The organism is Sphaerisporangium siamense, assembly GCF_014205275.1.
In the GTDB taxonomy this organism is placed as follows: domain Bacteria; phylum Actinomycetota; class Actinomycetes; order Streptosporangiales; family Streptosporangiaceae; genus Sphaerisporangium; species Sphaerisporangium siamense.
The window spans coordinates 5790422-5803817 of sequence record NZ_JACHND010000001.1; the positions used below are offsets into that span (position 1 = coordinate 5790422).

The 13396-nt window shown below is 73.4% G+C and carries 13 protein-coding genes; 4 read left to right on the plus strand and 9 right to left on the minus strand.

Features of this window, described 5'->3' with window-relative positions:
• Positions 1-9 precede the first annotated feature (9 nt).
• Genes BJ982_RS26675 through BJ982_RS26710 form a run of 8 tightly spaced genes read right to left on the minus strand, consistent with a single transcriptional unit; the run spans position 10 to position 7966 of the window.
• Complete coding sequence (locus BJ982_RS26675; RefSeq protein ID WP_184884467.1) at positions 10-1062, minus strand: ABC transporter permease; 1053 nt, start codon at positions 1060-1062, stop codon at positions 10-12.
• On the minus strand, positions 1050-2090 hold the full coding sequence (locus BJ982_RS26680) for an ATP-binding cassette domain-containing protein (RefSeq protein ID WP_184884469.1): 1041 nt from the start codon (positions 2088-2090) through the stop codon (positions 1050-1052). The genes BJ982_RS26675 and BJ982_RS26680 overlap by 13 nt, the downstream gene beginning before the upstream one ends.
• Before the next feature lie 2 nt (positions 2091-2092).
• Positions 2093-2608 (minus strand): ATP-binding cassette domain-containing protein, encoded by a 516-nt coding sequence (locus BJ982_RS26685; protein ID WP_184884471.1) that lies wholly within the window; start codon positions 2606-2608, stop codon positions 2093-2095.
• Positions 2605-3822 (minus strand): sugar ABC transporter substrate-binding protein, encoded by a 1218-nt coding sequence (locus BJ982_RS26690; protein ID WP_184884473.1) that lies wholly within the window; start codon positions 3820-3822, stop codon positions 2605-2607. Before BJ982_RS26690 ends, BJ982_RS26685 begins: the two co-directional genes overlap by 4 nt.
• Positions 3823-3839: 17 nt before the next feature.
• Positions 3840-4673 carry an SMP-30/gluconolactonase/LRE family protein gene (locus BJ982_RS26695; protein ID WP_184884475.1) on the minus strand — a complete coding sequence of 278 codons (834 nt, stop codon included), beginning with the start codon at positions 4671-4673 and terminating at the stop codon, positions 3840-3842.
• The gene (locus BJ982_RS26700; RefSeq protein WP_184884477.1) at positions 4670-6169 is read right to left on the minus strand and encodes a bifunctional 3-(3-hydroxy-phenyl)propionate/3-hydroxycinnamic acid hydroxylase; all 1500 of its coding nucleotides are present in this window, start codon (positions 6167-6169) and stop codon (positions 4670-4672) included. Before BJ982_RS26700 ends, BJ982_RS26695 begins: the two co-directional genes overlap by 4 nt.
• Before the next feature lie 19 nt (positions 6170-6188).
• A complete protein-coding gene (locus tag BJ982_RS26705; protein ID WP_184884479.1) occupies positions 6189-7112 on the minus strand; it encodes a VOC family protein in 924 nt (307 codons plus the stop codon).
• Between the two features lie 2 nt (positions 7113-7114).
• On the minus strand, positions 7115-7966 hold the full coding sequence (locus tag BJ982_RS26710) for a fumarylacetoacetate hydrolase family protein (RefSeq protein WP_184884481.1): 852 nt from the start codon (positions 7964-7966) through the stop codon (positions 7115-7117).
• A gap of 114 nt (positions 7967-8080) precedes the next feature.
• Between BJ982_RS26710 and BJ982_RS26715 the strand changes: the two genes are divergently transcribed.
• From BJ982_RS26715 to BJ982_RS26725, 3 genes are read left to right on the plus strand one after another with little or no spacing between them, the layout of a single operon-like run.
• Positions 8081-8785, plus strand: coding sequence for a GntR family transcriptional regulator (locus tag BJ982_RS26715; RefSeq protein WP_184884483.1), 705 nt, complete (start codon positions 8081-8083; stop codon positions 8783-8785).
• A 32-nt stretch (positions 8786-8817) separates the two neighbouring features.
• On the plus strand, positions 8818-10776 hold the full coding sequence (locus BJ982_RS26720) for an acetoacetate--CoA ligase (RefSeq protein WP_184884485.1): 1959 nt from the start codon (positions 8818-8820) through the stop codon (positions 10774-10776).
• Positions 10777-10789: 13 nt separating this feature from the next.
• Positions 10790-11551, plus strand: coding sequence for an SDR family NAD(P)-dependent oxidoreductase (locus BJ982_RS26725; RefSeq protein ID WP_184884487.1), 762 nt, complete (start codon positions 10790-10792; stop codon positions 11549-11551).
• 24 nt (positions 11552-11575) lie between these two features.
• On the opposite strand, the gene BJ982_RS26730 is transcribed toward BJ982_RS26725, so the two are convergent.
• Positions 11576-12595 carry an aldo/keto reductase gene (locus BJ982_RS26730; protein ID WP_184884489.1) on the minus strand — a complete coding sequence of 340 codons (1020 nt, stop codon included), beginning with the start codon at positions 12593-12595 and terminating at the stop codon, positions 11576-11578.
• A gap of 149 nt (positions 12596-12744) precedes the next feature.
• On the opposite strand from BJ982_RS26730, the gene BJ982_RS26735 reads away from it, so the two are divergent.
• On the plus strand, positions 12745-13329 hold the full coding sequence (locus tag BJ982_RS26735; RefSeq protein WP_184884491.1) for a TetR/AcrR family transcriptional regulator: 585 nt from the start codon (positions 12745-12747) through the stop codon (positions 13327-13329).
• Positions 13330-13396 lie beyond the last annotated feature (67 nt).

A 13396-nucleotide genomic window follows, 5' to 3' on the forward strand; every position in this document is an offset into this window, starting at 1 on the left:
GCCGTCCTCTCAGGTCGACGCCGTGCGGCGGCGGACGATGGTGGCCACGGAGACGGCGATGATGAGCGCGGTCCCGTAGAAGACGTTCTCGATCCACCCGGTGTAGCCGAGCATCTGGAGCCCGAGGATGCCGGTGGCGAGGAAGTAGATCGCCACCATCGTGCCGATCGGGTTGTGGCGGCCGGGCCGCACGACGGCGGTGCCGAGGAAGGTCGCCGCGAACGCCGGCAGCAGGTAGGTGGGGGAGACGGTGGAGTCGTAGCCGCCGACCGAGGCGACCAGCAGCACCCCGCCGATGCCCGCGAGCGTGCTGCCGACGACGAAGGAGCCGAGGCGGATGCGGTTCACCGCGACCCCGGCCAGCCGGGCGACCTCGCGGTTGGCGCCGACGAAGGTCATGTGCCGGCCGAGCGGGGTGAAGGTGAGCACGTAGCCGATCACCAGGGCCAGGGCCAGCCCGTAGAAGAAGCTGATCGGAAGCCCGGCCACCTCGTACAACGCGATGTCGGCGAAACCGGACGACAGGCCGGACACCGTGGTCTGGTGCGAGACCAGCGAGGCGATGCCGAGCATCAGCGTGGAGCTGCCCAGGGTCACGATCAGCGCGGGAACGCCGACCTTCACGACCAGGAACCCGTTGAGCAGCCCGCCGAGGGCCGCGGCGAGCACGGCGACCACGCAGGCCAGCGCCAGGTTCCAGCCGTGCAGGATGGCCAGCACCGGCACCAGCGTGGCCGACAGGCCGAGCGCCGAGGCGATCGACAGGTCGAACTCGCCGACGACGAACGTCATCATCGCGGCCATCGCCAGGAACACCAGCGCCTGCTGGGAGGCGAAGATGCTGCGGAACGTCGAGCCCTGCAGGAACGTGTCCGGCATCAGCACGGCGTAGAAGGCGCACATCAGGATCCAGATCCCGACGATGGCGTAGCGGCTGGTGAACTGCTGCCAGTCCGGGCCGCCCTCGCGCGGGCGGCGGCGGTCCGGCCGGGCGCCGGCCTCGCCGGGGGCCGGCCCGGGGGCCGGCGCGGCGACCCCGCCCTGGTGCTTCATCTGGGACATGGGTCGGCCTCCGAGTGCGGAGATGGTGAGGTGGCCGCGTACACCGCCTCGACGACGGCGTTCTCGGTGGGCGCGGTGATCTCGCCGTCCACGCGGCCCTCACGGAAGACCAGCACCCGGTCGCAGACCGCGGCCAGGTCGGTCGGCTGGATGGAGGCCACGACGACGGCCACGCCGCGCCGGGCGGTCTCGGAGATGGCCCGCAGGATGTCCTCGCGGGCGCCGACGTCGACGGCCTGGGTGGGCTCGTGCAGCACCAGCAGCTCCGGGCTGCCCGCGAGCCACTTGCCGAGCATCACCTTCTGCTGGTTGCCGCCGCTGAGCTGCCCGACGGGGATCTCGGCGCGGCGCGGCCGCACGTCCAGGGATCGCAGGATCGCGTCGATCTCCGAGCGCTGCCATCCGCGGCCGATGGTCCAGGGGCGGCCCCGCTGCCGGACGCGGGGCAGGGTGATGTTCTCGCCCACCGACATCGTCAGCGCCAGGCCGTCGTCTATGCGGTGCTCGGGCAGCAGGGCGATGCCGGCGGCGATGCAGTCGGCGCTGCGGGCGCGGGCCAGATCGAGGGTGGCGGCGCCGGTCGTGACCGAGCCGCGTGCCGGGCGGCGCGCCCCGGTCAGCAGGTACGGCACCTCGTCCCAGCCGGCCCCGGCGACGCCCGTGAGGCCGAGGACCTCGCCGGGCCGGACCTCGATCGTCACCTCGTCCACGACGCGGCCGGTGAGCCCGCGCACGACGATCGGGGGCGCCGGGCTCGGCGCCCGGCCGCGGGTGTGGACGCGCTGCTCCACGACGTGGCCCAGCATGCGGCGCGCGATGTCCTGCTCGGAGGTGGCCGCCGTCTCCAGGGTGCCGTCGACGACGGCGCCGTCCCGCAGCACGGTGACCCGGCCGGTGACCTCCCTGATCTCCTCCAGGTTGTGGGAGACCATCAGGGCGGCGCCGCCCTGGCCGGCCACGCTGCGCAGGACCCGGTAGAAGTCCTCCAGGCCGTCCTTCGGCAGCGCCCGCGTCGACTCGTCCAGCACGATCAGCCCTCGCCCGGCCGTTGCAGGCGCAGGGCGCGGGCGATCGCGACGATCGAGCGGTCGGCGGGGCCGAGCGCGCCCACCGGCCGTGCGGGGTCGATCCAGGTGACGTCGAGACGCTCCAGGATCTCGGCCGCGCGGCGCTGCTCGGCCCGCCAGTCCACCCGGCGTGTCCACCGGGTGGTGATGAAGGACCCGACGGCGATGTTCTCGGCGACCGACTTCTCCCGCACCAGGCCGAAGTCCTGGTGCACGATGGCGATCCCGGCCGCGCGCAGGTCCCGCGGTCTGATCGGCGTGGCCAGGTCCCGGCCGTCGACCAGGATCCTGCCGCCGCGGTCCGGCGGGTGGTAGCCGGCGAGGATCTTGATCAGCGTGGACTTGCCCGAGCCGTTCTGGCCGACCAGGCCGTGGATCTCACCCGGTCCGACCGTCAGGCCGACCTCGCGCAGGGCGCGGACCGTGCCGAAGGACTTGGACAGCCCGGCGAGCTCCAGGCGAGGCGGCGCGGAGGTCACCGCGCGCTCCACAGGCCTGTGAAGGCCTTCTGGAAGACCGACGGGTCGCCGAACCACTCGCCGCTGACCTCGGCCTGCGGGGTCAGCTTCATCTGGCCGATGTTGCCCTTGGTGATGGCCCGGGCCATCGAGGGGTACTCCGCCGGCGGGGCCTGGCCGGCCAGCATGCGCAGCGCCGAGTCGGCGATGGTCCAGGCCAGGTACGGCGGGTTGACGCCGACCACCGCGATGAGCCGGTCGTTGGTCTTCACCTGCTGCACCGCCGCCAGCGTCGCCCCGCTGGTGGCGATCTTCACGCTGCGGGCCTTGCCGCTGGACTGCAGGCCGGTGGTGACCGCCGCCAGATAGGTGTCGTACTGGGGGACCACGTAGCCGATGGACGGGTCGGTGATCAGCGCGCTGCTGACCAGCGACGGCACGTCCTTCATCCGGCTGAGGTTCACCTGCTTCTCGGTGATCTTGCACCCGGGGCAGGCCTGCTTGAGGTGTTCCAGGGCGCGCACGCCCGAGCGGCGGGTGCTGGAGCTGTCGGTCACCGACAGGAACAGGATGTTCGCCTTGGCGTCGGAGTCGGCGATGACCGCGTCGCCGAGGCCGTCCATCAGCACGAACCCCTGCGGGTCGGGGTCGCCGAACGCGAACGTCGCCGACTGCGGCGTCCCCTCGGGGGCGGCCGCGCCCGCGACGTACAGGGGGATGCCGCTCTTACGGACCCGCTCCAGGGCGGTGGGCACCATCTCGTAGGGGACGTAGTCGGTGATCACGGCCGCGGGCTTGGCGGCGATCGCCTGGTCGAGGCAGGCGCTGATCCCCGACGGGTTGCCCTGCCCGTCGCAGGGGTGGACCTTGACCCCGGCGCGGCCGAGCGCGTCGGTCAGGTTCTTCTCGATCAGCGGGAAGTGGCCCACCTTGAGCGCGATCGGCACGTAGTAGACCGTCTTGCCGGCCAGTGCGGAGGTGTCGATGGGCTTGCCCGGCTCGGCGATCTCGTCGGCGGGCTCGGCCCGCTTGGCGAGTGCCGCCTGGGCGGTCTTGCCGGCGTCCGACGCCGGTCCGGACGCGGCGGAGCCGCCGTTCCCGGAGGTCGCGGACGGGCTGTCGTTACCGTTGCCGCACGCGGCCAGGGTGACCGCGAGCGCAGCGGCCAGGCCGGCGGCCGCAAGGCGGGCCGCGGTGACGGAGAGGGCCGTTCGGGTGGGGACGGTGGTGTTCATGGCGGACTTCCAGAGGTTCAGCGGTGGGGCGAGGGGGCCAGCAGGACGGCCGTGGTGGCGACCGCCTTGCGGGCGAGCGCGGCGAACAGGGGCTCGCCGCCGGTGTCCGCGACGGTGGCCAGCAGGCGGCCGTGGTCGTCGAGGCAGCAGGCGATGGGAAAGCCGGGGGAGGTGTCGATCGACTCGGCGAGCTCGCCGTCGCGGACCCGGGCGACCACCTGCCCGGTGGTGGTGGCCACCCAGACGCCGTCGCCGGCGGGCCAGATGCCGTCCGGCCTGGCGTCGGGGCCGACCAGGCGCGCGATGTCGGCGTAGGTGCGCCGGTCGCGCAGGGTGCCGTCGGCGGCGACGCGGAAGGCGGTGAGCCGTTGCCGCGAGGTCTCGGCGACGACGAGGGTGGCACCGCCGTCGAGGAAGGCCAGCCCGTTGGGGAACTCGACGTCCTCGGCGGCGACCGCGGTGGTCCCGTCCGCGCGGACCAGGATGATCCGCCCGGGGCGCGGCGACTCGCCGCGGGCGGCGGCGAAGGCGACGTCGTCCACGTACAGGTTGCCCGCCGCGTCGCCGACGAGGTCGCCGAGCGGGCCGACCCCGAGCGGGGCCAGGTCGGCGTAGGTCTCCCAGCGGCCCCCGTCCCACACGCCGATCCGCTTCTCGTCCATCATCGCGCCGGTCAGGCGGCCGTCCGGCAGGAACCACAGGCCGTTGGACACCGACTCCAGCGGCGTCGCGGTCCAGGCGCCCCCGGCGTCGGTCCACAGCCGGCTCCCCTGGGTGTCGGACAGCCACAGCGCGCCGTCGTGCCAGCGTGGCCCTTCTCCCCAGGTCATCCCGGTCGCGTAGGTCCTCATGCCGCCGCCCGGGCGGGCAGGAGGCGCTCGCTCAGCGCGCGGGTGGCCTCGTCCAGCGCCGCGGCGCCGGCGAGGGCGGCCTGGGTGTACCGGTCCGGCCGGACGATCACCGCGTCGGCGCCGTGGGAGGCCAGCCAGGCGGCCAGCGCCGGGGGCGGCTCGTCGAGGACGACCGCGCCCAGCCGTCGCCACGCCGCACGGGTCTCCTCCGACACCCCGCCGATCGTCGCGCGGTCGCCGGCGACCAGGAAGCGGTAGCCGACCAGGTCGTCGAGCAGGACGCCCTCGGCGGTGCGCGGCTGCGGGCTGAGCTGCCCGACGATCCCGCCCGGCGCGGCGACCAGGCCGGGGCCGAGCAGCGGGCGGTAGCGCTCCAGCACCTGGGCCGGGCCGGGTTCGGGGCGCGCCGCGGGGTCGGCGAACGCCTCGATCATGTTGGACTGCCGCGCCGACTCCACGATGTAGGGGCGCACGTGGGGGGCGCGTTCGCTCTCGTAGGTGTCCAGCAGCGCGGCGTCCGCGCCGGACAGCACGGCGCTGAGCTTCCAGGCCAGGTTCATCGCGTCGCGAAGACCCGAGCACATGCCCTGGCCGAGCATCGGCGGCATCTCGTGGGCGGCGTCGCCGGCCAGCAGCACCCGTCCCTGGCGCCAGCCGCGCACCAGGCGGGCGTGCCACTCGTAGACGTCGGTGCGCAGGATCCGGTACGAGCCGGGGGCCAGCCACCGCGACAGCAGGTCGTAGGCGCGGGCGGGCCGCTCCAGGGCGTGGGCGTCGTCGCCGTCCTTCAGCATGAACTCGAACCGCAGCTTCGGCGGGAAGATCGGCACGTAGGTGACGGGCCGCTCGTCCTCGCAGTTGATGAAGCCGCTGGTGACGGGAAGGGCCGGCGGGTGCTCGAAGGGGTGGACGTCGATGATCAGCGAGCGCTGGGTGCCCTGGAGGTCCTCGACCTCGGCGCCGGTCCCGCGGCGGACGAAGGAGTTGGCGCCGTCGGCGCCGACCAGGTAGGCGGCCCGCAGGACGCGCTCCTCGCCGCCGCGCCGGTCGAGCACCCGCACGCTCACGGCGTCGCCGGTCTGGGTGAAGCCGGTCACCTCGGCGCCGAGCAGCAGATCCACGTGCCCGTCGACCAGCAGGCCCCGCAGCCGGGACTCGAAGTCGGGCTGGTGGAACTGGTAGTCGGTGAACCAGCCCTGGTCGGACTCCTGGGCGGGCATCTCGAAGGTCAGGAACACCGAGCCGTCGGCGCCGCGGAGCTGCCAGCCCTCCTGGCGCAGGAAGCGGGGTTCCAGGTCGGCGGCGCCGAGCGTCTGCAGGGTGCGCATCGTCTCGTCGTCCAGGTGGGTGGCACGCGGATGGTGGCAGACGACGCGGTTGGGGTCGACGAGGGCGACGCGGTGGCCGCGCATCGCCAGCAGCCGGGTGAGGGCCAGGCCGACGGGACCGGCGCCGGCCACGATGACGTCGTGGGTCGCGGTGGTGGGGTGGGTCATGGGGGTTCCTCCCGGCCGCTCAGGGCGCTCGGTGGGCGCCGGCCATCAACGCGGCGAGGTCGTCGGGTTCGATGAAGGACGGGGGAGGCGGCGGCCCCCAGCTGTAGAGGCTGTGCGCGGCGTCCCAGACCTCGGGCTTCCAGAGCGCGTCGTCCACGACGCAGTCCAGGTCGGAGTAGTACTCCGAGAAGGTGCCCGCGGGGTCCTTGAGGTACCAGAAGAAGTTGGAGCCGATGTGGTGCCTGCCCAGCCCCCACACGTGGCGTCCGGGGTTCTCGCGGAGCATCGCGGTGGCGCCGCGGCCGATCTCGTCGACGTCCTCCACCTGCCAGGAGGTGTGGTGCAGGAAGTTGACCGGCGCCTGGGAGACCAGGACGTTGTGGTGGTCGGTCGAGCAGCGCATGAACGCCGCCATGCCGGGCACCACGTCGCTGACCTTCAGGCCCACGCCCTCGGTGAAGAACCGCTCGGTGGCGGGCTGGTCGATCGAACCGATGACGACGTGGCCGAGCTTGCGGGGACGGACCGGCGTCTCGCGCAGGATCGCCGGGGCGCGGGTCGCTCCCCGGGCCGGGTCGCCGGGCGCGTTGTACGGCGGGGCGGGGAGGCTGGGCTGGTCCAGCCGGTCGGCGACCCGCGCCACCACCCGCACGCCGCTGATCGGCTCCCGCACCGACAGCCGGTCCTCTGCCGCGCTGACCTCCAGGTCCAGGGCCCGCAGGCTCCGGCTCATGCGGGCGACGTCGTCGGGGTCGTCCACTCCGATCTCCAGTTCGACCAGCCGGCGCGTCGGCGTCGTGACCAGGCGGAGCTGGCGGCCGCCGTCGGCGGTGGACAGCCAGCCGTCCGCCTCGGGGCGCAGGCCGAAGTCGCGGTAGTAGGCGATCGCCGGGGCGAGGTCGGGGACTCCCATGGTGAGGGAGGCGAGTCGGTGCAGTGCCATGGCTACTCCTGGGCGGAGACGAAGGTCTGGGTGAGCCGGCCGACGTTCTCCACGAAGGACACGAGGGTGTCCCCGGGTGCGAGGAATCGCGGCGGGTTCTGGGCGCCTCCGACTCCGGAGGGCGTGCCACTGAAGATGACGTCGCCGGGCAGCAGGGGGGCGACGGCCGACAGCTTGGCCAGGAGCACCGGCACCGAGAAGATCATGTGACGGGTGCGCGACTTCTGAACCGTCTCGCTGTTGACCGCGCAGCCGATGGCGAGGTCGTCCGGGTTGTCAAGCTCGTCGACGGTGACCAGGAACGGTCCGGTCGGGCCGAACCCAGGATAGGACTTCGCCAGACTGAACTGCGGCAACGGGCCGACATGCTGAAGCCTGCGCTCGGAGAGGTCCTGGCCGGCGGTCACGCCCGCGACGTGGTCCCAGGCCTGCTCCGGCGAGATGTTGCGGGCCTCGCGGCCGATGACGACCACGAGCTCGACCTCCCAGTCCACGTTGCCGTCGGGCAGGGTGACCTCGGTCACCGGCCCGGTCAGCGAGGTGGGGAACTTGGTGAACACCGCGGGCTCCTCGGGCACTCCGACGCCCGACTCGCCGGCGTGCTCGGCGTAGTTGAGCCCGATCGCGAAGACCTGCCGCGGTGAGGGCGCCGGGGCGCCGATCTGTTGCTCGGTGAAGTGGCGGACGCCGGCGTCCAGCGGCGCCCGCGCGGCCCAGGCGCGGAAGTCCGTCCAGCGGTCGTAGAGCGACTGCATGGACGGGCCGAAGGCGCCTTCGCTGGCGGTGGCGATGTCGATCCCGGTGTCGTCACCGGTGATGAGAAGCGCCCGTCCCCCGACGTTTCCGATGCGCATCGATGCTTCCTCTCTCAGGTGGGCAGGTCACACAAGATGCGGCACGACTTTCGCATGTGTCCAGAGAGTTTCGAATGTTGCCGGTAAGTTTCGTATCCGGCTAGGCTGCGCTGCATGCCCAAGCAGCAGCCCGCCCCGAAGAAGACGCGGACCGACCGGGTCTACGAGCAGATCCGGGCCGACATCTTCGCGGCGCGCCTCAAGCCCGGCGCCCGCCTGAAGTTCCCCGACCTCTGCGCGGCCTACGACACCAGCGTCGGCGTCGCCCGTGAGGCGCTCACCCGGCTCGCCGCCGAACGCCTGGTACGGCCACAGCCCCACCAGGGCTACACCGTCGCCGAGCTCTCGCAGGACCAGCTCACCGACCTCACCATGGCGCGGGTCGAGATCGAGGCGATGACCTTCCGCCAGGCCGTCGTGCACGGCGACATGGCCTGGGAGGGCGAGATCGTCGCCGCCCACCACGTCCTGTCCCGCATCGACCCCCACGTGTTCGCCGAGGCCGCCACCGACGCGCTGGAGGAGTGGTACGCCGCCCACGAGGTGTTCCACCGCGCGCTCCTGCGCGCCTGCCCCAGCCGGCGCATGGTCGACATCGCGCTCGCCCTGCGCGACGAGGCCGAGCTCTACCGCCGCTGGGCCGGGCCGCTCGGCAACGAGAAGGACCGGGACGTCGCCGGCGAGCACCGCGCCATCCTGGAGGCCGCCCTGGCCCGCGACGCCGACCTGGCCGCCCGGCTGCTGCGCGACCACATCGCCCACACCACGCAGGTACTGATCTCCGGCGTCGAGTCCGTCGACGCGCTCGCCCCCGAGTGACCGCCCCACCCGCCCGGGAAGGAGCCCTCGCCATGCCCCACGTCCTTCCGGACTGGACCCCGTCCGCGGACGCCGTCGCCGGCGCCCGCGTCACCGGCTTCGCCGCGTACGCCTCCGAACTGACCGGCCGCGACCTCACCACCGGCTACCCCGACCTGTGGCGGTGGTCGGTGGAGGACCTCGACGGCTTCTGGTCCGCCCTGTGGGACCACCTCGGGCTGCCGCCCCGCCCCGCCGGCGTCCCGGCCCTGGCCAGGGACGAGATGCCGGGGGCGGTGTGGTTCCCCGGCGCCGCGCTCAACTACACCCGCGAGGTGTTCCGCGACCGCCCCGATCACGAGGTCGCCGTCATCGCCGTCGAGGAGTCCGGGCGGACCCGGGAGGTCACCTGGACGGAGCTGCGCGCCCAGGTCGCCTCCCTCGCCGCCACCCTCACCGGCCTCGGCGTCCGCCCGGGGGACCGGGTCGCCGGCTACCTGCCCAACGGCGTCGAGGCGGTGGTCGCCTTCCTCGCCACGGCGAGCCTCGGCGCCGTGTGGGCCATGTGCGGGCTCGACTACGGCGTGTCGGCGGCCGTCGCGCGCCTGGCGCAGCTCCGGCCGGTCGTGCTGGTGGCCGCGGCCTCCTGCGTGTCGGCGGGACGGCGCGTCGACCGTGGCCGCGAGCTCGGCGAGCTGCGCGCCGGCCTGCCCGGCCTCGCCGCGACGGTGTTCGTGGGCGACACGCCGCCCCCCGGCACCCTGCCCTGGGCCGAGGCCGCCGGCCGGACCGGCGTCCCGCTCACCCCGCTCGACGTGCCGTTCGACCACCCCTTGTGGGTGCTGTTCTCCTCCGGCACCACCGGACGGCCCAAGGGCATCGTGCACGGCCACGGCGGCGTCGTGCTGGAGCACCTCAAGACCACCGCGCTACACTTCGACCTGCGCCCCGGCGACCGGATGTTCTGGTACACCAGCCCGAGCTGGATGATGTGGAACTACCTGGTCGGCGCGCTGCTGGCCGGCGTCTCCATCGTCTGCTACGACGGCAGCCCGGCCCACCCCGCGCCCGACCGGCTCTGGGACATCGCCGCGCGCACCGGTGTCCAGGTGCTCGGCACGAGCCCCGGCTACCTGGCGGCGTGCCAGAAGGCCGGGGTCGACCCCGGCGCCCACGACCTGGAGGCTCTGCGCTGCCTGGCGGTCACCGGCTCTACCTTCCCGGCCGACCTGCACCGCTGGGCCATCCGCGGCCTGGGCTCCCGGGTGCCGGTGGTCAGCACCAGCGGCGGCACCGACGTGGTCACCGCCTTCGCGGGCGGCGTGCCCACCGTGCCGGTGTGGGCCGGCGAGCTGTCCGCGCCGTGCCTCGGCGTGGCCCTGGCCGCCTACGACGCGCTCGGCGCGCCGATGGAGGACACCGTGGGGGAGCTGGTCGTCCGGCGGCCGATGCCGTCCATGCCGCTGCGATTCTGGGACGACCCCGGGGACGCGCGGCTGCGCGAGGCCTACTTCGAGACCTTTCCCGGCGTCTGGCGGCACGGCGACTGGGTCACGATCACCGGCCGCGGGTCGGTCGTCGTCCACGGGCGCTCCGACGCCACCTTGAACCGGCGCGGCGTCCGCATGGGCAGCGGTGACATCTACGCGCCCGTGGAGGACCTTCCCCAGGTCGCCGAAGCCCTGGTCATCGGCCTGGAAGAACCCGGCGGAGGTTACTGGATGCCGCTGTTCGTCACCACGGTCCCCGGCGTCGAGCTGGACGAGCCCCTGCGCGACGCGATCAGGGCCGCCATCAGGACCCACGCCTCGCCCCGGCACGTGCCCGACGACATCATCGCCGCGCCCGGCATCCCGCACACCCGCACGGGCAAGAAGCTGGAGGTTCCCGTCAAACGGATCCTGCGCGGCGACGACCTCACGAGCGTGGTGGACCCCGCCGGCATCGACCGGCCCGACCTTCTCACCTGGTACCAGCGAATCGGCGCCCACCGCCGCGCGACCATCGCCTAACCGTGGAGTCAGCATGGGCATTCTCGACAAGTTCCGCCTCGACGATCGCGTCGTCCTGGTGACCGGCGCCTCCTCCGGGCTGGGCGTCGGGTTCGCCCGCGCCTTCGCCGAGGCGGGCGCCGACGTCGCCCTGGCCGGACGGCGCGCCGACCGCCTGGAGCGGACGGCGGAGCTGGTGCGCGAGACCGGACGCCGCGCGCTGCCGGTCACCGCCGACGTGTCCGACCCCGATCAGGCGTACGCGCTCGTCGACACGGTCATGGCCGGGTTCGGCCGCGTCGACGTGCTGGTGAACAACGCCGGCGTCGCCAGCGCCCACCCGGCGCTCCGGGAGACCCCCGAGCAGTTCCGCCAGGTCATCGACACCAACCTCAACGGCTGCTACTGGGTCGCCCAGGGGTGCGGGCGGGTCATGCGGCCCGGCTCGTCCATCATCAACGTCTCCAGCGTCCTCGGCGTCGCCACCGCCGGGCTGCCGCAGGCGGCGTACTCGGCCAGCAAGGCCGCGCTGATCGGCCTGACCCGCGACCTGGCCCAGCAGTGGACCGGACGCAGGGGCATCCGGGTCAACGCCGTCGCGCCCGGCTTCTTCGCCTCGGAGATGACCGACCAGTACACCCCCGGCTACCTCGAACGCATGATGCCCCGGGTGCTGCTCGGCCGCATGGGCGACGTGGAGGAACTGGCCGCCACCCTCGTGTGGATGGCCTCCGACGCGGGCGGCTACCTGACCGGCCAGACCGTGATCGTGGACGGCGGCTACACCGTCACCTGACCCGCGCCGCCCGGCCGCGCGCCGTCAGCGGCGGCGCAGCGACGGGTCGAGCAGGGCGGGCGGGGTGTCGTGCTTCTCGTCCGGGGCGAGGTCGAGGCCAGGGGGAACGATCTCGTCGATGGCGTCGAGGACGTCGGCGGACAGCACGGTGTCGGCGGCGGCGAGCTGGGCGCGCAGGTGCTCCAGGGTGCGGGGGCCAAGGATCGCGCTGGTCACGGCCCGGTGCGCGGTCACGAAACCGAGCGCGAGCTGGATCATCGTCAGGCCGGCCTCGTCGGCGACCTTCGCCAGCCGCTCCACCGCGTCGAGCCGGGCGCGGTTGGCCGGGATCGTGGTGTCGAACCGCTGCGGCATGACCGCCGAGCGGTGGGTGGCGATCTCGCGGCCGGCGCGGACCGCGCCCGACAGCCAGCCCGAGGCCAGCGGGCTCCACGCCAGCACACCGAGCCCGTACTGCTCGGTCACGGGCAGGACGTGGGTCTCGATCCCGCGCTGCAGGATCGAGTAGCTGGGCTGCTCGGTGACGTAGCGACCCAGGTGGTTCTCGCGGGCGGCCCACTGGGCCTGCACGATGCGGTACGCCGGGAAGGTCGAGGAGCCGAAGTAGCGGATCTTCCCCGCGCGCTGCAGGTCGGTGAGAGCCGACAGCGTCTCCTCGTCGCCGGTCGCCGGGTCCCACCGGTGGATCTGGTACAGATCCACGTGGTCGACGCCGAGGCGGCGCAGGCTGTTGTCCAGCTCGGTGACCAGCCAGCGGCGTGAGGCGCCCCGGTGGTCGCGCCGGTCGCCCATCGGCATGCCCGCCTTCGTGGCCAGCACGATCTCGTCGCGGCGGCCGGCGATGGCCTTGCCGACGATGACCTCCGACTCGCCGTCGCTGTACCTGTCGGCGGTGTCGATGAGGGTGATCCCGGCGTCGAGGGCGGCGCCGACGATGGCGGTGGCCTCGTCCGGGGTGGTGCGTCCGATCGCGCCGAAGTTCATCGCGCCGAGCACGAGGGAGCTCACGGGCACGCCGGTGCGGCCCAAGGTGCGGTACTGCATGACTCCTCCATCTGCGGGTGAGGCGTGGGGGGACGCCTGGCTTGGTCTGCCGGCCGCCGCTCTGGCATCATGAGCAAGCGGAACCAGGTTCCGGTAACGATACGGAACCGTGTTCCGTTTGGCAAGCCCGGTAGCGGAGGGACGGCACGGTGAAGGACGGCGACGGACGGCCGGTGGGCCCGCGCAAGCGGGCCGACGCCCGGCGCAACGAGAGGACGCTGCTCGACGCCGCCGCGGCGGTCTTCGTGACCTCGGGCGTCGACGCGCCGGTGCGCGACATCGCCGCCAGGGCGGGCGTCGGAGTGGCCACGATCTACCGGCACTTCCCGACGCGGGCCGACCTCATCATCGCCGTCTACCGGCACCAGGTGGACGCGTGCGCCGAAGCCGGTCCGGCCCTGCTGGCGAGCGGCGCGAGCCCGCACGCCGCCCTCGGGCGATGGATCAACCTGTTCGTCGACTTCCTCGCCACCAAGCACGGGCTCGCCGCCGCGCTGCGATCCGACGACGCCGGCTTCGACGCGTTGCACGCCTACTTCATCGACCGGCTCGTGCCGGTATGCGCCCACCTGCTGCGGGCAGCAGCCGCCGAGGGGGAGGTCCGCTCCGACGTCGGCGCCTACGAACTCATGCGCGGCGTCGGCAACCTCTGCATCGGCGCGGACACCGACCCCCGCTACGACGCGCGCCGACTGGTAGAACTCCTCATCACGGGCCTGCGCCTCCCGCGCTGACCTCCCTCGCCGAGATGGGTGGCAGCGCTGTGACGCAGCGGGTGCAGGTCAAGCCCGGCGTACTTTT

Coding starts and splice junctions, on each gene's coding strand:
- BJ982_RS26675 (WP_184884467.1), bottom strand. CDS start 1,062: ATGTCCCAGATGAAGCACCAGGGCGGGGTCGCCGCGCCGGCCCCCGGG.
- BJ982_RS26690 (WP_184884473.1), bottom strand. CDS start 3,822: ATGAACACCACCGTCCCCACCCGAACGGCCCTCTCCGTCACCGCGGCC.
- BJ982_RS26695 (WP_184884475.1), bottom strand. CDS start 4,673: ATGAGGACCTACGCGACCGGGATGACCTGGGGAGAAGGGCCACGCTGG.
- BJ982_RS26700 (WP_184884477.1), bottom strand. CDS start 6,169: ATGACCCACCCCACCACCGCGACCCACGACGTCATCGTGGCCGGCGCC.
- BJ982_RS26705 (WP_184884479.1), bottom strand. CDS start 7,112: ATGGCACTGCACCGACTCGCCTCCCTCACCATGGGAGTCCCCGACCTC.
- BJ982_RS26710 (WP_184884481.1), bottom strand. CDS start 7,966: ATGCGCATCGGAAACGTCGGGGGACGGGCGCTTCTCATCACCGGTGAC.
- BJ982_RS26715 (WP_184884483.1), top strand. CDS start 8,081: ATGCCCAAGCAGCAGCCCGCCCCGAAGAAGACGCGGACCGACCGGGTC.
- BJ982_RS26720 (WP_184884485.1), top strand. CDS start 8,818: ATGCCCCACGTCCTTCCGGACTGGACCCCGTCCGCGGACGCCGTCGCC.
- BJ982_RS26725 (WP_184884487.1), top strand. CDS start 10,790: ATGGGCATTCTCGACAAGTTCCGCCTCGACGATCGCGTCGTCCTGGTG.
- BJ982_RS26730 (WP_184884489.1), bottom strand. CDS start 12,595: ATGCAGTACCGCACCTTGGGCCGCACCGGCGTGCCCGTGAGCTCCCTC.